Annotated in this window: 15 protein-coding genes and 1 pseudogene; 14 read left to right on the forward strand and 2 right to left on the reverse strand. The window is 65.0% G+C overall.

Annotated features, from left to right (window positions below):
* Positions 1-94: 94 nt before the first annotated feature.
* Positions 95-2,800, forward strand: a complete 2,706-nt coding sequence (locus tag LV28_RS35680; RefSeq protein WP_255315162.1) for a penicillin acylase family protein — start codon at positions 95-97, stop codon at positions 2,798-2,800.
* Positions 2,801-2,875: 75 nt separating this feature from the next.
* Here the strand turns inward: LV28_RS35680 and chrA are convergent.
* A pseudogene (gene chrA / locus LV28_RS35685) lies at positions 2,876-4,098 on the reverse strand (chromate efflux transporter).
* A gap of 282 nt (positions 4,099-4,380) precedes the next feature.
* On the opposite strand from chrA, the gene LV28_RS35690 reads away from it, so the two are divergent.
* The 8 genes from LV28_RS35690 to LV28_RS35725 all read left to right on the forward strand — a co-directional run bounded on the left by LV28_RS35690 (position 4,381) and on the right by LV28_RS35725 (position 16,841).
* On the forward strand, positions 4,381-6,120 hold the full coding sequence (locus LV28_RS35690) for an ATP-binding cassette domain-containing protein (protein WP_081326870.1): 1,740 nt from the start codon (positions 4,381-4,383) through the stop codon (positions 6,118-6,120).
* A gap of 502 nt (positions 6,121-6,622) precedes the next feature.
* Positions 6,623-10,384 carry a nitrate reductase subunit alpha gene (locus LV28_RS35695; protein ID WP_038617584.1) on the forward strand — a complete coding sequence of 1,254 codons (3,762 nt, stop codon included), beginning with the start codon at positions 6,623-6,625 and terminating at the stop codon, positions 10,382-10,384.
* Positions 10,381-11,907: a nitrate reductase subunit beta gene (gene narH / locus LV28_RS35700; RefSeq protein ID WP_023595934.1), complete on the forward strand. Its 1,527-nt coding sequence runs from the start codon at positions 10,381-10,383 to the stop codon at positions 11,905-11,907. The genes LV28_RS35695 and narH overlap by 4 nt, the downstream gene beginning before the upstream one ends.
* A gap of 1 nt (position 11,908) precedes the next feature.
* Entirely contained in the window at positions 11,909-12,631 is a 723-nt protein-coding gene (gene narJ / locus LV28_RS35705) for a nitrate reductase molybdenum cofactor assembly chaperone (protein WP_023595935.1), read from the forward strand.
* Between the two features lie 24 nt (positions 12,632-12,655).
* A complete protein-coding gene (narI, locus tag LV28_RS35710) occupies positions 12,656-13,339 on the forward strand; it encodes a respiratory nitrate reductase subunit gamma (RefSeq protein ID WP_023595936.1) in 684 nt (227 codons plus the stop codon).
* 42 nt (positions 13,340-13,381) lie between these two features.
* A complete protein-coding gene (locus LV28_RS35715; RefSeq protein ID WP_023595937.1) occupies positions 13,382-14,188 on the forward strand; it encodes a peptidylprolyl isomerase in 807 nt (268 codons plus the stop codon).
* 10 nt (positions 14,189-14,198) lie between these two features.
* Positions 14,199-15,467: an MFS transporter gene (locus LV28_RS35720; protein ID WP_023874381.1), complete on the forward strand. Its 1,269-nt coding sequence runs from the start codon at positions 14,199-14,201 to the stop codon at positions 15,465-15,467.
* Positions 15,468-15,638: 171 nt separating this feature from the next.
* Positions 15,639-16,841 (forward strand): GGDEF domain-containing protein, encoded by a 1,203-nt coding sequence (locus LV28_RS35725; protein ID WP_048806349.1) that lies wholly within the window; start codon positions 15,639-15,641, stop codon positions 16,839-16,841.
* A gap of 43 nt (positions 16,842-16,884) precedes the next feature.
* Here the strand turns inward: LV28_RS35725 and LV28_RS35730 are convergent, their stop codons facing one another.
* Positions 16,885-17,547: a helix-turn-helix domain-containing protein gene (locus tag LV28_RS35730; protein WP_038617581.1), complete on the reverse strand. Its 663-nt coding sequence runs from the start codon at positions 17,545-17,547 to the stop codon at positions 16,885-16,887.
* A 119-nt stretch (positions 17,548-17,666) separates the two neighbouring features.
* Between LV28_RS35730 and LV28_RS35735 the strand changes: the two genes are divergently transcribed.
* The 5 genes from LV28_RS35735 (at position 17,667) to LV28_RS35755 (ending at position 24,459) form a co-directional block, all read left to right on the forward strand.
* Positions 17,667-18,899 (forward strand): NAD(P)/FAD-dependent oxidoreductase, encoded by a 1,233-nt coding sequence (locus tag LV28_RS35735; RefSeq protein ID WP_025249146.1) that lies wholly within the window; start codon positions 17,667-17,669, stop codon positions 18,897-18,899.
* Positions 18,900-19,121: 222 nt separating this feature from the next.
* Positions 19,122-20,627: an amidase gene (locus tag LV28_RS35740; RefSeq protein ID WP_038617578.1), complete on the forward strand. Its 1,506-nt coding sequence runs from the start codon at positions 19,122-19,124 to the stop codon at positions 20,625-20,627.
* A gap of 43 nt (positions 20,628-20,670) precedes the next feature.
* Positions 20,671-21,990 carry an MFS transporter gene (locus LV28_RS35745; protein ID WP_052408602.1) on the forward strand — a complete coding sequence of 440 codons (1,320 nt, stop codon included), beginning with the start codon at positions 20,671-20,673 and terminating at the stop codon, positions 21,988-21,990.
* A gap of 204 nt (positions 21,991-22,194) precedes the next feature.
* Positions 22,195-22,926, forward strand: coding sequence for an iron-containing redox enzyme family protein (locus LV28_RS35750; RefSeq protein ID WP_023595944.1), 732 nt, complete (start codon positions 22,195-22,197; stop codon positions 22,924-22,926).
* 78 nt (positions 22,927-23,004) lie between these two features.
* On the forward strand, positions 23,005-24,459 hold the full coding sequence (locus tag LV28_RS35755) for an aldehyde dehydrogenase family protein (RefSeq protein ID WP_023595945.1): 1,455 nt from the start codon (positions 23,005-23,007) through the stop codon (positions 24,457-24,459).

Raw genomic sequence — 24,459 nt, forward strand, 5'->3', positions numbered from 1 at the left:
ACATATCAACGTCTGTCGAATTAATTAACCGACCGGTCGGTTTTGTCATGTTAGGCTGTCAGCGCTTCCCTCGATAACAATTACGGAGACGTTGATGACTTTGATTTCTCGTTGGCCCGACGCGGTGAATTCGACCGGCATGCCTACCATGAACAAGCGGGTTCTGGCGGGCGTGGCTGCCTCGCTGGTGAGCGTGACGCTGGTCATGCCGGTGACGGGCATGGCAGCAACCGGGGGAGGTGCCGCCGGCACGACGGCGTCGTCGCCAGCGACGCAAAAGACGCCCGGTCGCGTGGAGGTGACGATCAAGCGCGACGAGTTTGGCGTACCCCACATCTACGCATCGACGACCTACGCGCTGTTTTACGGTTACGGTTACGCGATCGCGCAGGACCGCCTGTTCCAGATGGAAATGGCGCGACGCAGCACGCAGGGCACCGTGGCCGAAGTGCTCGGCGAGAAGTTCGTCGATTTCGACAAGTCGATTCGCGGAAATTACTGGCCGGCGTCCATTCGCCGCCAACTGGCCGACCTGCCGCAACGCGAGCGCGACATTCTCGATGGCTATGCCGCGGGGATGAACGCGTGGATCGCACAGATTCGCGCGCAACCCGACAAGCGCATGCCCAAACAATTCAACGATTACGGGTTCCAGCCGCCGAACTGGGACGCGTTCGACGTGGCGATGGTTTTCGTCGGCACCATGGCCAATCGTTTTTCGGACGCGACGAGCGAGATCGACAATCTCGCGCTGGTCACCGCGCTCAAGGACAAGTACGGCGCCGAGAAGGGCATGGCCCTGTTCAACGAACTGAAGTGGATCAGCAATCCCGATTCCCCCTCTACGGTGCCGGCATCCGAGGGCGTGTATCCGGTGAAGGTCGGCCCGGAAAGCGGCGCGCCCATGCAGCCGCTTGCCCGCTATGATGGTCCGGCGCCGATGTTCGCGCGTCTGGCGCGCGGCAGCGACGGCGCCTTGCTGCATCAGGACGCGCAGACCAATGCCGCAACCATGCTGGCGCAATTTGCCGACGCCGGGCAGCCAGGTCTGGCAGGCTTTCCGACCACGAGCAACATGTGGATCGTCGGCAAGGCGAAGGCGCGCGACGCGCGCGCCATCATGCTCAACGGCCCGCAGTTCGGATGGTTCGCCCCCGCGTACACCTATGGCATCGGCCTGCACGGCGCGGGCTTCGATCTTGTCGGCAACACGCCGTTCGGATACCCCTGCATCCTGTTCGGCCATAACGGCAAGATCTCGTGGGGCTCGACGGCGGGCTTCGGCGACGACATCGACATCTATGCGGAAAAACTCGATCCGGCCAATCCCAACCGCTATTTCCACAACGGTCGATGGCACGACATGGAAAAGCGCGTGGAGATCATTCGCGTGAAGGGTGGGGCACCCGTGGTGCAGGAGGTCTTTCGCACGGTACACGGCATCGTCATGCAGCGCGACGCCAGGCGCCCGGTGGCCTACGCCAAGGCGCGCGCCTGGGACGGCCTGGAGGTTCAGTCGCTGCTTGCCTGGACGCATCAGGCGCAGGCGCACGACTGGAAGTCCTGGACTGCGCAGGCGGCGCGTCATGCCCTGACGATCAACTGGTACTACGCCGACGTGGCGGGCAACATCGGTTACGTTCACACTGGCGCCTATCCGGCTCGCCGGCCGGGGCACGATCCGCGTTTGCCAGTGCCGGGCACGGGCGAGTGGGACTGGAAGGGATTGTTGCCGTTCTCGACGAATCCCAAGGTCTACAACCCCAAACAGGGCTGGATCGCCAACTGGAACAATTCGCCGCAGAAGGGCTACCCGGCGAGCGATCTGTTCGCCTTCGTCTGGGGCGGGGCCGATCGCGTGGTCGAGATCGACTCGCGCGTCGAGGCGCACGACAAGCTCGGCGTCGACGACATGTGGCAGATCCTGAAAGATACGAGCTCGGTCGATGTCAATCGGCGCCACTTCCTGCCGTTCATCGAACGCGCCACCGCAGGGCTGCCGGCGAGCGATGCGCGACGCCAGCTCGCCTTGCAACTGTCCGAATGGAATGGCCTGAGCCTCGATCCGAAACACAAGGGCCACTACGATACGGCTGGCCCGGCCATCATGGATGCCTGGCTGAGCGCCATGCTCAGGCGCACGCTCGGACAGGTGGTGCCCGCGCCTTATGACAAGTGGTTCCTCGCGAGCGGTTACGCCGCGCCGCAAGACGGGCCGACCGGATCGCTCAACATCGGCAACGGTAGCAAGGTGCTTTACGAAGCGCTGCTCGGCGAGCACGCCGGCGTGCCGCAGACGTTCGACATCTTCGGCGGCCAACGTCGTGACGACGTGGTGCTGGCGGCGCTCGACGACACGGTCGCCGCGCTCAGGGCGAAGCTCGGGCCCGACATGTCGGCCTGGCGCGCGCCGACCGTGCCGCTCACGTTCCGCGCCAACAACTTCTTCGGTGTGCCGCAGGCCAATGCCGACGAAGCCGTGCGCACGCCCGTCTACATGAATCGCGGCACCGAGAATGATTTGATCGTGTTCGGTCCGACCGGGGGGAAGCCAGGGAGCCAGGGCAAGCCCGGGAAGGGCGCCGTGACCCGGAGCGACGTGCTGGCGTACGACGTGGTGGCGCCGGGACAAAGTGGCTTCGTCGCGCCGGACGGCACACGCTCCCCCCACTACGCCGATCAGGTGGAGATGTACACGACGTTCGGGCGCAAGCCCCTGTGGCACGACGCCGATGACGTGAACCGGGCGGCCACGTCCGTCGAGCGCCTGCACATCGAGCGAGGGGCTTACGCGCAATGACCGGGCGCGGCGGCGGCAAGGGCGCCGCCGCGATCCGGCAAGCGTTCGGCAGTCCACGACGGGCAAGCTGGCCCGTCAGGCAAGCCCCGTCGCGCCCGCCAGCGCGCACATCGCCACCACGGCGAGCGGCGGGGCTTTCCACCGGACCAGCAGCGCGAACGCGACCGCCGCCACGGCGAAATCGGCGGCGCCATGCACGGCGCTCGTCCATACGGGCGAGTACAACGCCGAAGCCAGAATCCCGACCACGGCGGCATTCACGCCCGCGAGCATCGCGGCCGTCGACGCGCGCTGCCGCAATGCCTGCCAATGCGGCAGCGCGGCAACGACGAGCAACAGCCCGGGCAGGAAGATCGCCATCGTCGCGAGCGTGGCACCCAGCACGGAATGCGCGGGGCCGCCCGAGAGCCAGCCGAGATAGGCGGCAAACGTGAATAGTGGCCCGGGAACGGCCTGCGCCGCACCGTAACCCGCGAGAAAGTCGTTCGGCGACACCCATCCCGTGGTCACCGTCTGCGCCTGGAGCAGCGGCAACACGACATGCCCGCCCCGAACACCAGCGCCCCGGAACGGTAAAACCCGTCGAAGATCGCGAGCATGCGCCCGCCCACGAACTGTTGCAGGGCCGGCAGCCCGGCCAGCAGGGCGCAGAAAAGCAGGAGCGCGCCAGCGCCGCTTGCTCGCGAGATGCGAAATTCGATCGTGGCGGGCAATGGCAGTGGCGCGGTCAGCTCGCGCGAGCGTAGCAACCAGAGCCCCAGCAACGCCCCGAGGCCGATGACCATTAGTTGCGCGTAGACCGTTGTCGTCAGGGCGAGCACGACGAGGGCGGCCAGGGCGATGCCCGCCCGGCGCGTGTCGGGGCAGAGGCGTCGCGCCATATCCCAGACCGCTTGTGCCACGACGGCCACGGCGACGAGTTTGAGTCCATGCAACACGCCGTTGCCGATGGGCCCGCCGAGATGCGGCGCCACGATCGCGAACGCGAGCAGCAGCAATACCGATGGCAGCGTGAATCCACACCACGCCGCGAGGCCACCCAGCCAGCCCGCGCGCAGCAACCCGATGGAGAAGCCGACCTGGCTGCTCGCCGGCCCCGGCAGGAACTGGCACAAACCGACCAGGTCGCCAAAGGCGGCATCGTCCAGCCAGCGGCGTCGTTCCACGAATTCACGGCGGAAGTAGCCGATGTGCGCGACCGGCCCGCCAAAGCTCGTCAGGCCGAGCGTGATGAAGACGCGCAAGACCTCCCAGGCGTGGCGCGTCCTGGCAGCCGGATCGCCGGCAACGGTTTCGATATTCGATTTCAAGGTGACCAACGCGTATTCGGCGGAAGACGAAATTCCGTAAGCATAGCCCTTGTGCAGTGACGTGGGCGTGAAGCCTTGCCGGCATGCCGGCTCACACGCGTTTGCCGCGGTTCCCGGGCAGGACACCTGATCCGTTTTCCCCTATATTGGTCCCTCCCGCGCCGATCCCCTTGAAGGATCGTGCGCGCGAAGCCCGAGCGCCCGGTTGCCGCGCGCCGGTGCGCATGTGGGGCAACAGAACCGCAAGACATTCTCAGGAGCGATGAGCGCATGACGGTGTCCGAATCCGCCGCGCGCGGGCGAGCCATCGGGCTCGGCAGTGCCGCGCGCGACCTTTACCGCGCGTTGTGGCGCCATGCGCGGGGCGTACGAAGTCACTTGCTGGGCGCCGCCGGCCTGCTGTCGCTCGCCCAGGTGTTGCGGCTTACGATGCCGTGGCTCGCGGCGCAGGCCATCAATGCGCTTCAGCAGGGCAACATGTCGACGGCGGGTCGTTGGATCGGCTATCTCGTCGGCATCTATCTGCTGTCGTGGCTGTTGCATGGCCCCGGGCGGATTCTCGAGCGCAACGTGGGCGTACGTGTGCGTGTGCGGCTCGCGGATCAACTGTATGCGCGCATCGCCGCCGCACCGCTGGCATGGCGTGACGGCCGCCACTCCGGCGAGCTTCAGCATCGTGTGGTGCAGGCGAGCCGCGCGCTGTCCGACTTCGCGCAGAACCAGTTCGGCTATCTGCAAAGCGCATTCAACTTCGTCGGGCCGCTGATCGCGCTGGCTTTGCTCTCGCGCACGAGCGGTGCGATTGCGGTGACCGGCTATGTCGTCATCGCCGTCATCATTCTTCGATTCGACCGCGTGCTGATGCAACTCGCCCGTGCGGAGAACGATGCCGAGCGGCGATATGCCGCCGCGCTGCTCGACTTCGTCGGAAATGCGGGTACCGTGATTGGCCTGCGTCTGCAGGCGGCATCGCGCAGGGTGCTTGGGCGCCGCATGGAGGCGGTCATGGCGCCGCTGCGGCGTACCGTCACGGTCAACGAGGGCAAGTGGTTCGCCGTCGACATCCTCGGCATGGGGCTGACCTGGATTCTCGTGATCGTCTACGTGCTGCAATCGCGTGAGCCGGGGCAGGCAGTCATGCTCGGCACCGTGTTCATGATCTATCAGTACGCGCAACAGGCCGCCACGGTCGTCGGGGCAATGGCGTCGAACTTCCAGAGTTTCGCGCGCATGCATACCGACTACGGCAGCGCCGAACCGATCTGGGATGCGCCGGGCGATCCGGACGCCGCGGTGTCCGCCATCACGCCGGACTCGCCATGGGACACGCTGTCGCTGCGCGGCGTGACGTGGCGATACAGCGACGACGCGCGTGGCGGACTGCATGGCGTCGACCTGACGTTGCGCCGCGGTGCACGCGTCGCCCTTATCGGCCCCAGCGGCGGTGGAAAGAGCACTTTGCTGCGCACGCTGGCGGGCCTGTATCTCCCCCAGCACGGCACGCTGATGCGCGACGGCAAGGCGATCGACTTCGCGGCGTTGCGCGCGCTGGCCACCCTGATTCCGCAGGAGGCGGAAGTGTTCGAGGCGAGCGTTGAAGAAAACCTCACGTTCGGCGAGGCGGCCGATGCGAAGTCACTGCACGACGCCGTGCACGCCGGTGCTTTCGACGAGGTGCTCGCCGGCTTGCCGGACGGCCTCGCGAGCGCACTCAACGAGCGCGGCGGCAACCTCTCCGGCGGACAGCGGCAGCGGCTCGCGCTCGCGCGCGGCGCGCTGGCGGCGCAAGGCAGTTCGCTGCTGTTGCTCGACGAGCCGACGAGTGCCCTCGATCCCGCCGCTGAGGCCCGTGTGTTCGAGCGCATGTATGAGGCGTTTCCGAGCGCATGTATCGTGGCCTCGGTACACCGGCCGAGCCTTCTGTCGCGCTTCGACATCATCGTGGTGATGGAGAGCGGGCGCGTCGTGGACGCCGGTCCCCGCGACGATGTGTTGTCGCGCCGCACATAGCACCGTAACCCGTTGCCGCGTGTGGCGATGTCCGCAAACGCGAAATTTCACGTCAGAAAAATACCGACGCCTTCAATTCAACGCTCGTATCGATCCAATGCATCGTGCGCAATAGGCATCGTCGTGAGTTGCACACGAATGCGTTGTGATTGTGCGGATATAGCGGTGCGAAATTGAAGACGGTGCGGCAGGTGCCCATGGGCGTGACGAGGCTCGCACGCCATGTCGCAATACCTCCGAAAGCCAGGCGGGGCGGGGCTTTGCATACGTAGCAGTACGTGAAATATCGACACTTGTTGAGCAAGCGCAAACCTTCGGTTGGACGCGCTTTACATGACATTGGCGAAAGGCAATAATCGCTCCGTACTCGAAGACCCGACTGCGCAGTCGTTACCAAAAAAGTCAGCGGGAACCGCCCCCCGAAACATTGGAAACGTTGGCGTTCCTGCTTTCGCTCGCCCGCCGGTGCCCGCGTGTACCGGCCTAAAGCCAGGGAAACGCCATGAGTCACTTCGTTGACCGCCTTCGTTTTTTCACTTCGTCGCGGCCGCAGTTCTCCGAGGGGCACGGTGCCACGACAGACGAAGACCGACGCTGGGAAGACGCTTATCGTCAACGTTGGCAATTCGACAAGATCGTGCGCTCCACGCACGGCGTGAATTGCACCGGGTCCTGCTCCTGGAAGGTGTATGTCAAAGGGGGCATCGTCACCTGGGAAACTCAGCAGACCGACTATCCCCGCACCCGTCCCGACATGCCGAACCACGAGCCGCGTGGCTGCTCGCGCGGCGCGTCGTACTCGTGGTACCTCTACAGTGCCAACCGGCTCAAATACCCGCTCGTGCGCAGTGCGCTCGTGTCGCGCTGGCGCGAAGCGCGCAAGTCGCTCGCGCCGGTCGACGCGTGGGCATCGATCGTCCAGGACGACACCGCACGCCGCGCGTATCAGGCGCGTCGCGGCCTGGGCGGATTCGTGCGCGCTTCCTGGGACGAGGTCAACGAGATCGTGGCGGCGGCGAACGTCTACACGGTCAAGCGTTACGGCCCCGACCGCGTCACCGGCTTTTCGCCGATTCCCGCCATGTCGATGGTGTCCTACGCCGCCGGGGCACGCTATCTCTCGCTCATCGGTGGCGTGTGCCTGAGCTTTTACGACTGGTATTGCGATTTGCCGCCGGCCTCGCCGCAAACCTGGGGCGAGCAGACGGACGTGCCCGAGTCGGCCGACTGGTACAACTCGACATTCATCGTGATGTGGGGCTCGAACGTGCCGCAAACGCGCACGCCTGACGCGCACTTCATGACGGAGGTGCGCTACAAGGGCACGAAGATCGTGTCGATATTCCCGGACTATGCGGAAGGGGCGAAGTTCGGCGACCTGTGGCTGCATCCGAAGCAGGGCACCGACGCCGCGCTGGCGCTTGCGATGGGACACGTGATCCTCAACGAGTTCCACCTGGCCGGCAAGAGCGATTACTTCATCGACTACTGCCGTCGCTTCACCGACATGCCGTGCCTGGTGCGCATGGTGCCGCATGGCGACGGCTACGTGCCCGAGCGCCAGTTGCGCGCGGCTGACTTCGACGGCGCGCTGGGCCAGCCACACAACGCCGACTGGAAGACAGTCGTGATCGACGACCTGAGCGGCGATTTCGTGGCGCCGGTCGGGTCGATCGGCTATCGCTGGTCGCAGGGCGACGCGCCGAACCAGGGCAAGTGGAACCTGCGCGAGGAGGGCCCGGACGGCCAGGCCATCAAGCCCAGGCTGTCGCTGGTCGAGGGCCACGATGAGGTCGTGCCCGTGCTGTTTCCGTACTTCGGCAATCAACCGCACGCGCACTTTACCTGCACGGCGCATGCATCGACACAGCGTCGCAATGTGGGCGTGCGTCGCGTGAAGACGAATGACGGGGAGGTGCTCGTCGCCACCGTCTACGATTTGTTCATCGCCAACTATGGGCTCGACCAGGGGCTGGGCGGCGAGCACATTGCGCACACCTACGACGACGATGTGCCGTATACGCCGGCGTGGCAGGAAGCGATTACCGGTGTGAAGCGCGAGGACGTGATTTCGGTCGCCCGCCAGTTCGCCGAGAATGCGCACAAGACGCAGGGCAAGTCGATGGTCATCATCGGCGCCGGGATCAACCATTGGTTCCACATGGACATGTCGTACCGCGCCATCATCAACATGCTGGTGATGTGCGGATGCATCGGCAAGTCGGGCGGGGGCTGGTCGCATTACGTGGGGCAGGAGAAGCTGCGTCCGCAAACCGGCTGGACGCCGCTCGCATTCGGTCTGGACTGGCACCGCCCGCCGCGCCAGATGAACGCGACATCGTACTTTTACGCCCATACGGATCAGTGGCGCTATGACAACAGCGACCCGTCCGGGCTGCTCTCGCCGCTGGCCGACAAGACGCCGTTCCACGGCCGGCCCATCGACTACAACGTGCGCGCCGAGCGCATGGGGTGGCTGCCCACGGCGCCGCAGTTGCAGACCAATCCGCTCGACGTGGGCCGCTCGCTCCCCGACCCGGCGAACGCCGCTCAGCATGTGGCCAACGCGCTGAAGGACGGGTCGCTGCGCATGTCGTGTACCGATCCCGATCATCCCGACAACTTTCCTCGCAACCTGTTCGTATGGCGCTCGAACCTGCTGGGCTCATCGGGCAAGGGGCATGAGTACTTCCTGAAGCATTTGCTGGGCACCACACACGGCGTGCAGGGCGAGGACATCGGCAAGCAGCACGGTGCGCGCCCCGAGGAAGTGAAATGGCGCGACGAGGCGCCCAAGGGCAAGCTCGACCTGCTCGTGACGCTGGACTTCCGGATGTCGACGACCTGCATGTACTCCGACATCGTGCTGCCGACCGCCACGTGGTACGAGAAGGACGATCTGAATACGTCCGATATGCATCCGTTCATTCACCCGTTGTCGGCCGCCGTCGATCCTGCGTGGCAGGCGCGTAGCGACTGGGACATCTTCAAGGGCATCGCCAGGCGCTTCTCGGAACTTTGCGAAGGTCACCTGGGCGAGGAGACCGACGTCGTGCTCGCGCCGATCGCCCACGACGCGCCGGGCGAGTTGGCCCAACCGTATGACGTGAAGGACTGGGGCGCGGGGCAATGCGAACCGGTGCCGGGCAAGACCGCCCAGGGCGTGGTGGTCGTCAAGCGCGACTATCCGAACACGTACAAGAAGTTCACCTCGCTCGGGCCGCTGATGGACAAGATCGGCAACGGCGGCAAGGGGATCAACTGGCAGACCCACGAAGAGGTCGACCTGCTGGGACAACTCAACTACAAGGTGGAAGCGCCGGGGGTGTCGCAGGGGCGTCCGCGTATCGATTCGGCGCTCGATGCGGCTGAGGTCATCCTTACGCTCGCGCCCGAAACCAACGGCGAGGTCGCCGTACGTGCGTGGCAGGCGCTGTCCAAGGCGACCGGCCTGCCGCACGATCATCTGGCACAGGCACGCGCCGACGAGAAGATCCGGTTCCGCGACATTCAGGCACAGCCGCGCAAGATCATCTCGTCGCCGACGTGGAGCGGGATCGAGTCGGAACACGTCTCGTACAACGCAGGCTACGTCAACGTGCACGAGCTGGTGCCCTGGCGCACGCTCAGCGGACGCCAGCAGTTGTATCAGGATCATCCGTGGATGCGGGCGTTCGGCGAGTCGCTGTGTGTCTACAAGCCGCCCATCGATACCGGCAGCTACGCGCACATGCTCAACCAGCGCAGCAACGGCAATCGGGAGAAGGTGCTCAACTTCCTCACGCCGCACCAGAAGTGGGGCATCCACAGCACCTACACCGACAATCTGTTGATGCTGACCATGTCGCGCGGAGGTCCGATCGTGTGGATGTCCGAGGACGACGCGCGCGAGCTCGACATCGTCGACAACGACTGGATCGAATGTTTCAACGCGAACGGCGCGCTGTGTGCCCGCGCGGTGGTCAGCCAGCGTATCCCGAGCGGGGCGGTGATGATGTACCACGCTCAGGAGAAGATCGTGAACACCCCCGGCTCGGAAATCACCGGCACGCGTGGCGGGATTCACAACTCGGTGACCCGCATCAGCGTGAAGCCGACGCACATGATCGGCGGCTACGCCCAGCTTTCGTATGGATTCAACTACTACGGCACCGTCGGCTCGAACCGCGACGAGTTCCTGGTAGTGCGCAAGATGAGTCGTATCGACTGGCTCGACGATACCGCCGACCAGGTGCTTGTGCCCCCGACCGGAGAACGCCAATGAAAGTGCGCGCACAGATTGCGATGGTGCTGAATCTGGACAAGTGCATCGGTTGTCATACCTGTTCGATCACATGCAAGAACGTGTGGACGAGCCGCGAAGGCATGGAGTACGCGTGGTTCAACAACGTGGAGACCAAACCGGGCATCGGCTATCCCAAGGACTGGGAGAACCAGAAGCGCTGGCGCGGTGGCTGGACGCGCAAGGCCAACGGCAAGCTCGAACCGCTGCAGGGAGGCAAGCTGAAGTTGCTGGCCAGCATTTTCGCCAACCCGCACCTGCCGGAAATCGACGATTACTACGAGCCGTTCACGTATGACTACGCGCACCTGCAGACCGCCTCCGACGCGAAGGCCATGCCGGTTGCCCGCCCGCGTTCGCTGGTGACCGGCGAGCGCATGGAGAAGATCGAGTGGGGGCCGAACTGGGAAGAGATTCTCGGCGGCGAGTTCGCCAAGCGCTCTCAGGACTACAACTTCGAGGCCGTGCAGAAGGACATCTACGGGCAGTTCGAGAACACCTTCATGATGTACTTGCCACGCCTGTGCGAGCACTGCCTGAACCCGGCGTGCGTCGCGTCGTGCCCATCGGGCTCGATCTACAAGCGAGAGGAAGACGGCATCGTGCTCGTCGACCAGGACAAGTGCCGCGGTTGGCGCATGTGCGTCTCGGGCTGTCCGTACAAGAAGATTTATTACAACTGGCACAGCGGCAAGGCGGAGAAGTGCATCTTCTGCTATCCGCGCATCGAGGCCGGGCAACCGACCGTGTGTTCGGAGACCTGCGTCGGCCGGATTCGCTATCTCGGCGTGCTGCTTTACGACGCGGACCGGATCAGCGAGGCCGCGGGCGTTGCCGACGAGAAGGATCTCTACGAGGCGCAGTTGTCGGTGTTCCTCGACCCGAACGATCCGGCCGTCATTGCACAGGCGCGCCTCGACGGCGTGCCGGAAGCGTGGATCGAAGGCGCGAAGGCCTCGCCGGTGTACAAGATGGCGGTCGACTGGCGCATCGCATTCCCGCTGCATCCGGAATATCGCACGCTGCCCATGGTCTGGTACGTCCCGCCGCTCTCGCCGATCAACGCGGCCGCCAACAGCGGCGATCTGGGCATGAACGGCTCGCTGCCCGACGTCGGGTCGCTGCGCATTCCGCTGCGATACCTCGCCAACCTGCTGACGGCCGGCGATGAAGCGCCGGTCAAGCTTGCGCTCGAGCGCCTGCTCGCCATGCGGGCGTTCATGCGCGCACGCCACGTCGATGGCGTTCAGGCCGACGATGTGCTGCGCCAGACGGGACTGAGCGTGGCGCAGGTGGAGTCGATGTATCGGTATCTTGCGATTGCCAACTACGAGGATCGGTTCGTCATTCCGACGGCACATCGCGAGTACGCGGAAAACGCATTCGAGCTGCACTCGGAGTGCGGTTTCTCGTTCGGCAACGGGTGCTCGCCGGGACACGACACGGGCAATCTTTTCAACCCGGTCAAGAAGCACCAGCGGACCATCCCGATCCAGGAGATTTGACATGGCCGCATCCGACATCACACCCGGCGTGCCGTGCCGGTTGCTGGGCGCGCTGCTGCATTACCCGGGCGAAGAGGTGAGCGAGGCGCTTGCGGAGATCGAAAGCACGCTGTTCGACACAGCGCGCATCGATGGCCCCGCACGCCGGGAGCTGGCGGTCTTTTTCGCCTATTGGCGCGAGCGCGACCTGCTCACGCTCCAGGAGAACTACGTTGCGCAGTTCGACCGGGGCCGTGTGACATCGCTCTACCTGTTCGAGCACGTCTACGGCGAGTCGCGCGACCGTGGGCAGGCGATGGTGGACCTCATGCAGACGTACGAGCGCAGCGGCATCTATCTTGCGCCCGGTGAGCTGCCCGACTATCTGCCGGCGTTTCTCGAGTACGTCTCGGTGTTGCCGGCATCCGAAGGCGTGGCGCGCCTGAAGGACATCGAGCATTTGTTGCAGGCGATCGACGCCGGGCTTGCGAAGCGGGGCTCGCCATACGCGGGGCTCACGCGGGCGCTGCTGTGCCTTGCGGGGGCGGCGGCACAGCGCCAGACGCAGGCGACTTCCGCCCACGTGGACGATGCCGCACTGATTCCCGAGGCGAAGGACTACGAGGCCATCGACGCCACCTATCAGGACGCCCCGGTGCGCTTCATGGGCGCGGGGCATCCCGGCGCCCAGGGCAGCACGGTGGGCGAACCGATCCAGTTCCACGCGCGCCGTCCCGGGCGCTGAGTCCGGAAAGCAAGGAGTGTGACCATGCAAGCTTTCTTTCATCAGTTCGTGTTCGGCATCTATCCGTACATCTGTCTGACGGTGTTGCTCGTGGGCAGCCTGATTCGCTTCGACCGCGAGCAGTACTCGTGGAAGAGCGACTCGTCGCAGTTGCTCAAGCACGGCATGCTGCGTCTGGGCAGCAACATGTTCCACTGGGGCATTCTGGTGGTCGTGGCCGGACACTTCGTCGGTTTCCTCGCGCCGCACTGGCTGGTTTCGCCGTTCCTTTCCGCTTCGCAGCACCAGTTGCTGGCAATGGTCGGCGGCGGGGCGGCGGGCGTTGTGGCGATCATCGGTCTGACGATTCTCATCGTCCGGCGCATCGGCACCCCGCGCGTGCGCGCCACCAGCCGCGCCTGGGACATCGTGATCGTATTCATGCTCTGGTTCCAGCTCGCCCTCGGGCTGGGCACGGTACTGCTCTCGATGCGGCACATGGACGGCGCCATGTTCGAGCAACTGACCGACTACGTGAAGGGCATCGTCACGTTCCAGCCAGGCGTTGCCGCGCTGCTCGAAGGCGTGCCGCTGACGTATCGCGTGCACATCGCGCTGGGCTTCACGATCTTCCTCGTGTCGCCGTTCACGCGCATGGTCCATATCTGGAGCGGCCTGGCGTCGGTCGTGTATCTCATTCGCCCGTATCAATTGGTGCGCAAGCGCTGAGCGCGCCGTGCGCGACAGGTCATCACACCAGGAACGCTGACCATGCAAACTGTGACGACAGATGCCCGCGCGCCGCTGCGCGTGAACGGCGTCGAGATACTTCCGCAGGCCATCGACGAGGCCATCGCCGAGCTGGCCGATGCGTCTCCGGCCGTGGGCGAAGATTCGCCATCCGGTGTCGAGCAGACCGCTCGCTACGCGCTGGCCATTCGCGAACTGCTTCGCCAACGCGCACTCGAGCTGGACCTGACGTTCGACCCCGGGCGGCCCGAGGCCATGGCCGATGCGGTCTTCGCCAGGGACGTCGTGACGCCAGTGGCGAGCGTCGAGGAATCGCGCCGCTATTACGAACAACACCCGGAGCGCTTCACGAGCGGCGAACTCGTCCACGCCAGCCACATCCTGTTCGGCGTGACGGGACGTGCGCCGCTCGCGCTGATACGTGCCAAGGCGGAAGAGACCCTGAACGACATACTGAAGGCGCCCGATCGGTTCGAGGCCATGGCGCGCGAACGGTCGAACTGTCCATCGGGACAGGTTGGCGGCAGCCTCGGACAGCTCGAACGCGACAGCGTCGTGCCCGAGTTCGCGCAAGGCATCTTCGGCACGGACGAGACTGGCGTACTGCCGCGCCTCATCAAAACGCGCTTCGGATTTCATCTGGTGCGCATCGATCACCGGGTGCCCGGCACACGGATTCCGTTCGAGGCGGTGCAGGACGACATCGCCACGATGCTCACGGAGCAGGTGCGCCTGCGCGCGACGCGACAGTACGTGCTGCTGCTGGCCTCGCAGGCGGCGCTCGAAGGTGTGACGTTCGCGCCGGCCGATGGGCCGCTGGTCCAATAAAGGAGACGGCATGGACACTGCACGCGTTGCCGCTGCACCCACGCTCACCGAGGGCTCGCCTGCGCCGGGGGCGCGCGCCTATTCGGTACTGTTCGCCAGCACGCTGGCGTTTCTCGTGTGCTTCGTGGTCTGGATGATGTTCGGGGTGTTGGGCATCCAACTGCGCGAGGACCTCGGGCTCAACAGCACGGAGTTCGGCCTGCTCACGGCGACCCCCGTGCTCACGGGCGCCGTGATGCGTCTGCCGCTCGGCATCTGGACCGATCGCTTCGGCGGCCGCATCGTGATGACCGTATTGCTCGTCGCATGTGCGATTCCGGTATTCATCGTGAGCTACGCCACGCAATTGTGGCAGTTCCTCGTCATCGGGCTGTTCCTGGGGTGTGTCGGGGCGTCGTTCGCGGTGGGCACGCCCTATGTCGCCCGGTTCTTCCCCCCGGCCCGGCGCGGCTTCGCGATGGGCTTCTTCGGTGCCGGTACCGTGGGCGCCGCCGTCAATCTGTTCATCACGCCGAGTCTGCAGGCGGCTTACGGCTGGCGCATGGTGCCGCGCATCTACGCGCTCGCGCTGATCGTGACCGCGGTGATCTTCTGGCTGGCGTCCGCCCCCGACCCTGGCGCAGGGAAGAAGGGGGGCTCGATTCTGGCATCGTTCAAGGTGTTGGGGAACGTGCGTGTCTGGCGGCTGTGTCAGTACTACTCGATCACCTTCGGCGGCTTCACCGCGCTTTCGCTGTGGATTCCGCAGTACCTGAAGGCCGAATACGGCATGACCGTGGTGATGGCCGCCGCCGTGGCGGCGGGCTTCTCGCTGCCCGGATCGGTGTTGCGCGCGGTGGGCGGCGTGCTTGCGGACAAGTTCGGGGCGCACGCCGTGACCTGGTGGTGTTTGTGGGTCGCGTGGATCTGCCTGTTCCTGCTGTCCTACCCGAAGACCGACTTCGTTATTTATACGATCGATGGACCGCAGACTTTCCACATCAGTGTGACGGTCGTGGCATTCGTGCTGCTCGCGTTCGTTCTCGGCGCCGTGTTCGCATTCGGCATGGCCTCCACGTTCAAGTACGTCGCCGACGAGTTTCCCGAGAACCTTGGCGTGGTAACCGGCATCGTCGGCCTGGCGGGCGGGCTGGGCGGGTTCCTGTTGCCGATTCTGTTCGGTGCGCTGCTCGACATTCTCAAGATCCGGTCGAGCTGCTTCATGCTGATGTACGGCATTGTCTGGGTCTCGCTGATCGTGATCTATCTGTCGGAAGTGCGGCGTGCCCGGGTGATGTGAAGCGTCGCGCGGGGCGGGCCGGTTACCCGGGGGGCAAAGAAAATCTTTGCGCAAGCCCTCGGCGCAGGCTATCGTGGCGCTGGAGGCCGGTTGGCGGGGGCTACGGCCGGGAGCGGTTTAAAGGTTTGCTTTGAACGGCCGTTTACCAAATCAATTACTCGTTGGGCGTTCATGTCGATTCCGGCCGTTTTTCTCAGCATCGCCATTTTGTCCTGTGTCATGGGCGTGGCGGTGCTGGGTTCATTGTTCAAGGCGGAGGTGCCGGGCATCCGCCTGTGGTGTGTCGCGAGCGGGCTGCTTGCGCTGGTTGCGGCGCTGCTGCTGACCAGCAAGAGCAATGCCGTGGTGGTGGTGGCGACCGGTCTGCTGATGGTCGCCTCGATGCTGGGCTTGCGCGGCTTTCGTCAGTTCCTGAGGGCGCGTGTGGCCGTGCCCGCCGAATATGTCGCGTTCGGCGTCATCCTCGGCATGCTGGTTTACTGGACGTTCGTCTCACCGCACGTCAACGCCCGCAGCGCGATGGTGTCGGCCTTCATTGCCTACGTCCGCTTCCAGATCGGTTGGGAGGTCCTGAAGTTCCGACCGGCGGGACGCCCCAAATATGCCTACTATTTCGTCTCGATCGCGGCCATCTCGGGCGCGGTGATCCACGCAATTCGGGCGCTCGCCTATGCGTTCGGTCTGGCAAACGAAACCGAGTTTCTTCAGCCGACCCCCCTGAACATCGTATTTCTCGGCATGGCCACGTTGACCTTGCCCTGTCTGTCCGTGGGCATGGTGTTGCTCGCGCACGACAGGCTGGCCGACCGCATGGAGCGTCTCGCAACGTTCGACGACCTGACCGGTGTGCTGGCACGCCGCGCGTTCATTGCGCGCGCCGAGGCGGTCGCGGCGGCGGCGGCGGCCGGCGGCCCGACGTTTTCCCTTGCCATTCTGGATATCGACAATTTCAAGAGCATCAATGACCGATACGGACATGCCGCGGGCGATTGCGCGCTGGCGCACGTGGCGTCGGTGATCTCCAGGGCCGTGCGCGACACCGACATCGTTGGCCGCATCGGCGGCGAGGAGTTTGCGCTGCTGTTGCCCTCGGAAACGAAGGAGGAGGCCGGTCGGGTGGTCGACCGGCTACGTGCGATAGTCGCCGCGTCAGGCACCTGTGTGCCCGGCCGCGAGGCGGTGGCGACCCTCAGCGCCGGCGTCGACGCATTCGTCGAGGGCGACACGCTTGCGACCGTCATGGGGCGTGCCGATGCGGCACTGTATGCCGCGAAGGCCAACGGCAGGAATTGTGTGGTGGTCGCGCCGGCGCACATCCTGACGGATCATCAGGACGCCGACGACCCCGACTGGCATTCCCAGCAACTGGCCTGAGCGGTCGGCGAGCGCTGCCCGCGACGCACTCGACGTCAGCGAGTCACAGATCGCCTGGACCCGACCCACGGGGCGACGCCGCATCGACGCAGCACACGATGGCATCGACGCCGTCGTCATCGCGACTCAGATAGACGTGTCCCACGCCGCTGTCGAAATAGAGGCTGTCACCGGGCGAGAGATCGAACCGCTCGCCGGTTTCGAATTGCAGACGCAACCGGCCCGACAGCACGAACACGAACTCCTCGCCGCCGTGGCGAATGTAATCGGGAAAGTCCTCGAGGCGGCGCGCCCTGATATGCGCCCGCATGGGCACCATGCGCTTGTGCGGCAGATCGCTGGCGATCATGCCGTAGCGATAATTCGGTGTCTCGTAGTTGGGTTGCGTGCCGGCGGCGGTGAACGACGGCGCCGTTGCCGAGTTCGGCTTCACGTGGCCTGCGCCGAAGATCGACGCATAGTCGAGTTCCAGTGCACGCCCCAGCGCACCGAACTTGTCGTAGGTGAGGGCGATGTCGCCCCGCTCCGCCTTGGAGATGGTCGACACCGCGATGCCCGACTGCTCGCTCAGGTCTCGCAACGTCCATCCCCGCGCCTTGCGAGCTTCGCGCAAACGCCGTCCCACCTCGCCGTGGCCGACTGGTGTGCTGCCGGCTTTTCGCGGCGATTTCGCGAGCGAGCGCTTTCGGGGAGACGAATCGGCCATGGGGTGTCGTGCCAGGAAAGATGTCAAAAATTCTCGTATACGAGAAACTTGGTTCTCATATATGATAATTGCGTTGCGCGAGCATACCTGACGCGTCACCCATTCGTGAAGGGGTTTCCATGAAATTCGATGTTCTGGTGCTGGGCGGCGGCATCGTGGGGGTGTCGACGGCCGTCCATCTGCGACAACGTGGGCTGAGCGTGGCGCTCGTCGACCGTCAGGCACCGGGGCGCGAAACGTCGTATGGCAATGCAGGGCTGATTCAGCGCGAAGGCGTCTATCCGTATGCTTTTCCTCGCGACGTTCCGACCTTGCTGCGATACGCCCGCAATCGTTCACCGGATGTTCGGTATCACCCTTCGGCGCTGCCCACGATTGCGCCATTCCTCGCCCGATACTGGTTTCATTCCGCGCCGGTCCGGCACGCCGCCATTGCCCGGCATTACAGCACCCTGATCGAGCATTGTGTTTCCGAGCATCGTGCATTGATCGAACGCGCAGGGGCGGGGGGGTGGCTCCGGGAGGGCGGTTGGCTGAAGATTTTTCATCGCCAGGGGGCGTGGGAAGCGGCGCAACGAGAAGCCGAGCGCTGGCAGCGGGAGTATGGCGTGCCGTTCGTGTCGCTCGACGCCCGGCAACTGCAGCGCGACGAGCCGTCGCTCAGTGCGTCGCTCGTGGGCGCCTTGCGCTACACGGCGTCGGATTCGGTGAGCGACCCGGGGGCGCTGGTTCAGGCGTACGCGGCATATTTTCAGTCGCTCGGTGGGCACGTGCTGATTGGCGATGCGACCACGCTCGCGCCACAGTGGACGGTGAAAACCGGCGAAGGCGAAATTGAAGGGCGTCATGCCGTGGTCGCGATGGGGCCCTGGTCGGATACGGTGACGCGGCCGCTCGGCTATCGGTTGCCGCTCGCCGTGAAACGGGGCTACCACATGCATTACGCCTCGCAGCCCGGCGCGAAGCTGAACCAGCCGGTGCTCGACGCCGAAAACGGCTTTCTCATCACCCCGATGACGCGCGGCATTCGGTTGACCACGGGCGTCGAACTGGCGCTGCGCGACAGCCCTCGCACGCCTGTGCAACTCGACGCCGTCGAGCCGATGGCGCGCGCGCTTTATCCCCTCGCACAGCGTGTCGACGACACCCCTTGGATGGGGGCTCGCCCGTGTACGCCCGACATGATGCCGGTGATCGGCCCGGCGCCCCACCATCGCGATTTGTGGTTCGCTTTCGGCCACGCGCATCATGGGCTGACGCTGGGTCCGATTACGGGGCGCCTGATCGCGGAGATGATCACCGGCGCGCCGCCGTGCGTCGATCCCGGGCCGTTCAGCGCCGCGCGATTCTGACATCCCGCGACGCACGGTCCTCAGGCCAGCGTCCTAGGTCGACGCGCGCTTGCGGGGCGTCGGCGCCGCAAGTCTTTCTGCTTCCGATGGGAAATGAGGGGCCTAGCGCTTGCGCAATCGCAGTTGTGGCCCGCCTAAGCAGAAACCCTGAGTCGCAATCGACTTGACAGCGACAATTTGTCCATCGATGGTATACAGAATACTGAAAAAGAGTGTTCCATCATGACAAACCCCACAGTCGAGATGCTCGGCGACGACATCGGGTCGCCGAAGTCGTCAGATACGACACCGTGGCAATACGCTACGGTGAGCGCCGCACAGGCGGCGCTGCGGCGCCGGGAAGTCACATCGGAGTCGCTGGTGGCGGCGTGTGAAGCGGCCTGGCGCAGGTCCAATCCGGCGCTCAACGCCATTGTGGTGAGCGACTTCGCGCGAGCTCGCGAGACGGCGAGTCGACGCGATGCCGAATTGCGCGCGGGACTCGTTCGCGGCCCGCTGCATGGTGTGCCGTTCACGATCAAGGAGTCGTTCGACGTGAAGGACTGGCCGACCACGGTAGGCGATCCGGCGTTCGCGAACAATATCGCGGGCCGGCACGCCAGCGTGGTACAGCGACTGACCGACGCCGGCGCGGTGCTGTTGGGCAAGACCAATGTGCCGTTGTGGCTGCGCGACTGGCAGAGCTACAACGAGGTCTATGGCACCACGCGCAATCCGCACGACCTGCTGCGTACGCCTGGCGGATCGTCGGGAGGCAGCGCCGCGGCGGTCTCGAGCGGGATGGCGTTCTTCGATGTGGGATCCGACATCGGATCCTCGATCCGTAATCCCGCGCATTACTGCGGCATCTTCTCTCACAAGAGCACGCACGGGCTCGTGCCGCTCGACGGCCACGGGCTGCCGGGCGGTGTGACGTTCCCCGACATCAATGTGGCGGGGCCGCTCGCGCGGAGCGCGGCGGATCTCGAGGCGGTGCTGTCGGCCATTGCCGGACCGTCGGCCGAGGCAGCCTGCGCGGTACGTTTCGAATTGCCGCGCTGCCACGCCACCGATCTGCGCGAGATCCGTTTCGGCATCCTGCCGAATCATCCGATTGCCGAGGTCGACGCCGAGGTGGAGCAATGCCTGGTGAGCCTCGGGCAGGACCTGGAACGGCGGGGTGCGCGGGTGCTGTGGAACGCACGGCCATCGCTCGACGCCGCGGAGTTGATGCGCGTCTACACGCTGATGTTGCGGGCGTCGACCTGCGGCTACCTTGGTGACGACGCCTTCGCGTCGGCGATCGCAGCAGCGCAGCAGACGCCGGCCGACGACACGCGTTACGCGTCGCTCCAATACGTGGGCGCGGTCATGCGACACCGCGATTGGCTGCGTCTGCAACCGTTGCGCGAGCGCTTCGCGGCGGCCTGGCGCGAGTTGTTCGAGCGCGTCGATGTGCTGCTGTGTCCCGTGGCGGCAACGCCCGCGTTCGTGCTCAACGAGGCGGGAGCGCCGTGGCAGCGCACGCTGGACGTCAACGGGCGGGCGCAGCCGCTGACGACGCAGCTTTTCTGGGCCGGCCACTCCGGCTTGTGCGGCTTGCCCTCCAGCGTCGCCCCCGCAGGGCGCACGGCGCAAGGGCTCCCCGTGGGCGTTCAGATCGTGGCGCCGCTGTATCACGATCTGCGCTCGATCCACGTAGCCAGATTGCTCGAAGCCGCCGGCTACGCCTTCGTTCCACCCGCCTGACCTTTTTTCACAACACCCACGACCCACCAAGGAGGACACCTTCATGTCCTGGCTCAATTCGCTATCGAGAAACGAGAAGTGCGCCTTCGCCGGCACGTTCATCGGCCATACGGTCGATGTGTACGACTTCATGATCTATTCCTTCCTCATACCGGTGCTGCTCACGAGCTGGAACATGAGCAAGGCCACCGCGGGCAGCATCGTGACTTACACGCTGATCGCCTCGCTGGTGGGCGCCATCGGCGCGGGCCTGCTGGCCGACCGCTACGGGCGCGTGCGTATCCTGAGATGGACCATCGCCATCTTCGCACTGGCCTGCTTCGGTTGCGGCCTGACCAATTCGCCCACGCAACTGGCCGTGATGCGCATCATCCAGGGCCTGGGGTTCGGCGGTGAATCATCGCTGTGCATGGTGCTGGTCATGGAGACGATCCGCAATCCAGCCCACCGCGGCAAGTTCTCGGGCTTCACCGCAAGCAGTTATTCGTTCGGATGGGCGCTGGCCGCGCTCGCATACAGCGCGATCTTCAGTTGGCTGCCCCCCGAAACGGCATGGCGCGTCTGCCTGTTCGTCGGCGTGGCGCCGGCGCTGATGGTCGTCTGGCTGCGTCGCAATCTGGAAGAGCCCGAAGCGTTCACGCGCACGATGTCGGAACGGCGTCAGACGAGCCCGCTCAAGACGATGCGCGGCGTATTCAGCGGACACCTCGCGGCCCGCACGCTGTGGTGCAGCCTGCTCTCGGGCGGCATGCTCGGCTCCTACTACGCGATCGCCACCTGGATGCCGACCTGGCTCAAGACGGAACGCGGATTGTCGGTGACGGGCACGGGCCTGTGGCTGGCGATTACCATCGGCGGCTCGCTCGTCGGCTACGCCGTGGGCTCCTGGGCGACCGACAGGCTCGGCCGGCGGCCCACTTACATTCTGTTTGCCATCGGCGCATTCGCGATGAGCATCGCATATATGCTGGTGCCGGCGCCCATGCCGGTGATGATGGTGCTCGGCTTCCTGATGGGCGTACTGATGCAGGGCACGTTCGCCGGCGTGGCCGCCACGATCTCAGAGACGTATCCACACGAAGTGCGCGCCACGGGCTATGGGGTGGCCTACAACACAGGCCGGGTCATCGGCTCGGTGTTTCCTTTCATGGCCGGCTGGCTGGCGAGCGGTCATACCACGCTCACGCTCGCCATCCCGATCGTTGCGGCCGTGGGCTATGGACTGGTCATTGTCGCCGCCCTGATGTTGCCCGAGACGAACGGCATCCCGCTCGACGCCATTGATCCCGTGAACGTCGGCGAAGGTGCTTCGCAGGGTGCCCACGCGTCGGTCCCTGGCGCGATCGGCCGGGCGGCGGACTGAAATCACCGTCTGTCGCATCGTATGCTTCGCAGCGTTTCTTCCGTTATCTGAGATCCGAGGCGCGGGCCGTCCCGCACGGGCAATTTTGTTGTATTGGCATTTTCGGAAAAACTGTATACAGTGTACCGAAATAACCTATCTATCCGCTTCGGGCGCCGCTTGGGGCTCGCAGCGGGTCATCCACTCAAAATCAAGGAGCAAGTCATGGCTGAACTGATGGACCGCGAAACCTTCCGCGCGGCACTCGAGGACGCAATCAAGGGCAAGAGCGCGAACAAGGCGCCGTTCAGCGTCGCGTGGGCGAGCGGCAAGCTCACGCGCGCGCATCTCGCACGCTGGGCGGAAAACCACTATCACTACGTGGGGCCTTTCGCCGACTACCTCGGCTACCTGTATGCCCGCACGCCGGACCACATGACCGAGGCCAAGGACTTCCTGCTGGCGAACATGTACGAAGAGGAGATCGGCGGCGATCGCCATACCGACCTGTTGATCCGCTTTGCCGAGGCGTGCGGCACGACCCGCGAGCGCGTCGTCGACCCGGACAATATGTCGCCGACCACGCGCGGGCTGCAAAGCTGGTGCTACGCGGTGGCCATGCGTGAAGATCCGGTCGTGGCAGTCGCCGGACTCGTGGTCGGCCTGGAGTCGCAAGTGCCGTCGATCTATCGCAAGCAGACGCCGACGCTTCGCGACAAGTACCAGTTCACCGACGAGGAAGTCGAGTTCTTCGATCTGCACATCGTCTCGGATGAGATCCACGGCGAGCGTGGCTATCAGATCGTGCTGGAGAACGCGAACACGCCGGAGTTGCAACAGCGCTGCCTCAAGATCTGCGAGATCGGCGCGCAAATGCGGTTGCTGTACACGACCGCGCTCTACTACGACTACGTGGCGAACGAAGTGTCGTTGCCCGAGCTTGGGCTCGCCGCCTGAGCGGTGTCCTGCCGCGCCGTCGCTCGCCGGCGGCGCGGGTGTCGAAGACCGCATGACTTCCTGCAGGACACTGCCTTCATGACGACTGTTCCCACATTCCTGAACTACATCGACGGCGAGTGGTGCGCGAGCCGATCGGGCGCGACCTTCGCGAATCTGAATCCCGCCGACACGCGCGACGTCGTTGGCCACTTCCAGGCGTCGGACGCCGCCGATGCGAAAGCCGCGGTGCTCGCGGCCGCCAAGGCGTTTGACGCCTGGAAACGCCTCTCCATGAGCGCACGCGCGAAAATCCTGATCGATGCCGCCGCTTATCTCGAGCGTCACGCCCAGCCATTCGGCGAGGAGCTCACGCGCGAGGAGGGCAAGCAAAAGGCACTTGCGAAGGACGAATTCCTGCGCGCGGCGCAGACGCTGCGGTACTACGCCGTCGAAGCGCAGTCGTATGGCGGCGAGACATTTCCGAACGACGATGCCGGAATGACCGTATATACGCAGCGCGAGCCGCTGGGTGTCGTCACGGTGATCTCGCCCTGGAACTTCCCTGTCTCGATACCGGCGCGCAAGATCGCGCCGGCCCTGGTGTGTGGCAACACGGTGGTATTCAAGCCTGCCTCGGATGCGCCGCTGAGCGGCTTGCGCCTGACTGAAGCGTTTGTCGAAGCCGGCATTCCGAAAGGCGTGCTGAATTTCGTCACCGGCAGCGCCTCCGCAGTGGGCCCGACGCTCGTCGGCGCGCGCGAAGTTCGGGCCATTTCCTTTACCGGTTCGACGACCGCCGGCGAGCAGATTCACCGGGCGGCGTCGATGTCGACGCGCACGCAGATGGAACTCGGCGGCAAGAATCCGTTGATCGTGCTCGATGCGCGAGATATCGATCGCGCGGTCGACCTGACCGTCAAGGGCGGATTCTCGCTGACGGGCCAGGCATGCACGGGGACCAGCCGCGTGTTGGTCGCCCGCGACATCCGCGCCGTCTTCGTCGAGCGACTGGCGGCGAAGACCGCGACGCTCAAGGTCGGCAATGGCATGGACACGGGCACCGACATCGGCCCGCTGGCCACCGCGGGACAACTGCAAACGGTGCTCGAATACATCGAGATCGGAAAGCGGGAGGCCACGCTCGTGTGCGGCGGCGAGCGGCTCTCGCATGGACCCTTCGCCAACGGCTTTTTCGTCACGCCGGCGATTTTCTGCGATGTGCCGCGCAATGCCCGCATCGCAAGGGAAGAAATCTTCGGCCCCGTGATCGCCGTGATCGACGTCGACGACTACGCGGACGCGATTTCCGTGGCGAACGACAGCGACTACGGCCTCGCGGCTTCGCTTGTCACGCAGGACGCAAGCCTGATGCACCGGTTCGCCAGCGACATCGAGGCCGGTACGGTCAAGATCAATCGCACGACGACGGGCAATCTCGTGAACGCACCGTTCGGCGGTCTCAAGCAATCGAGTACGGCCACGTTCCGGGAGTCCGGTCGTGACGGCCTCGAGTTTTACCTCCAGATCAAGACGGTGTATCGCGGCGTTTGA

The sequence above is a fragment of the Pandoraea pnomenusa genome (assembly GCF_000767615.3).
Taxonomy (GTDB): domain Bacteria; phylum Pseudomonadota; class Gammaproteobacteria; order Burkholderiales; family Burkholderiaceae; genus Pandoraea; species Pandoraea pnomenusa.

What these genes read in the sequence shown, in the direction of transcription:
- LV28_RS35680 (WP_255315162.1), top strand. Translation starts at nt 95, where the DNA reads ATGACTTTGATTTCTCGTTGGCCCGACGCGGTGAATTCGACCGGCATG.
- LV28_RS35690 (WP_081326870.1), top strand. Translation starts at nt 4,381, where the DNA reads ATGACGGTGTCCGAATCCGCCGCGCGCGGGCGAGCCATCGGGCTCGGC.
- LV28_RS35695 (WP_038617584.1), top strand. Translation starts at nt 6,623, where the DNA reads ATGAGTCACTTCGTTGACCGCCTTCGTTTTTTCACTTCGTCGCGGCCG.
- narH (WP_023595934.1), top strand. Translation starts at nt 10,381, where the DNA reads ATGAAAGTGCGCGCACAGATTGCGATGGTGCTGAATCTGGACAAGTGC.
- narJ (WP_023595935.1), top strand. Translation starts at nt 11,909, where the DNA reads ATGGCCGCATCCGACATCACACCCGGCGTGCCGTGCCGGTTGCTGGGC.
- narI (WP_023595936.1), top strand. Translation starts at nt 12,656, where the DNA reads ATGCAAGCTTTCTTTCATCAGTTCGTGTTCGGCATCTATCCGTACATC.
- LV28_RS35715 (WP_023595937.1), top strand. Translation starts at nt 13,382, where the DNA reads ATGCAAACTGTGACGACAGATGCCCGCGCGCCGCTGCGCGTGAACGGC.
- LV28_RS35720 (WP_023874381.1), top strand. Translation starts at nt 14,199, where the DNA reads ATGGACACTGCACGCGTTGCCGCTGCACCCACGCTCACCGAGGGCTCG.
- LV28_RS35725 (WP_048806349.1), top strand. Translation starts at nt 15,639, where the DNA reads ATGTCGATTCCGGCCGTTTTTCTCAGCATCGCCATTTTGTCCTGTGTC.
- LV28_RS35730 (WP_038617581.1), bottom strand. Translation starts at nt 17,547, where the DNA reads ATGGCCGATTCGTCTCCCCGAAAGCGCTCGCTCGCGAAATCGCCGCGA.
- LV28_RS35735 (WP_025249146.1), top strand. Translation starts at nt 17,667, where the DNA reads ATGAAATTCGATGTTCTGGTGCTGGGCGGCGGCATCGTGGGGGTGTCG.
- LV28_RS35740 (WP_038617578.1), top strand. Translation starts at nt 19,122, where the DNA reads ATGACAAACCCCACAGTCGAGATGCTCGGCGACGACATCGGGTCGCCG.
- LV28_RS35745 (WP_052408602.1), top strand. Translation starts at nt 20,671, where the DNA reads ATGTCCTGGCTCAATTCGCTATCGAGAAACGAGAAGTGCGCCTTCGCC.
- LV28_RS35750 (WP_023595944.1), top strand. Translation starts at nt 22,195, where the DNA reads ATGGCTGAACTGATGGACCGCGAAACCTTCCGCGCGGCACTCGAGGAC.
- LV28_RS35755 (WP_023595945.1), top strand. Translation starts at nt 23,005, where the DNA reads ATGACGACTGTTCCCACATTCCTGAACTACATCGACGGCGAGTGGTGC.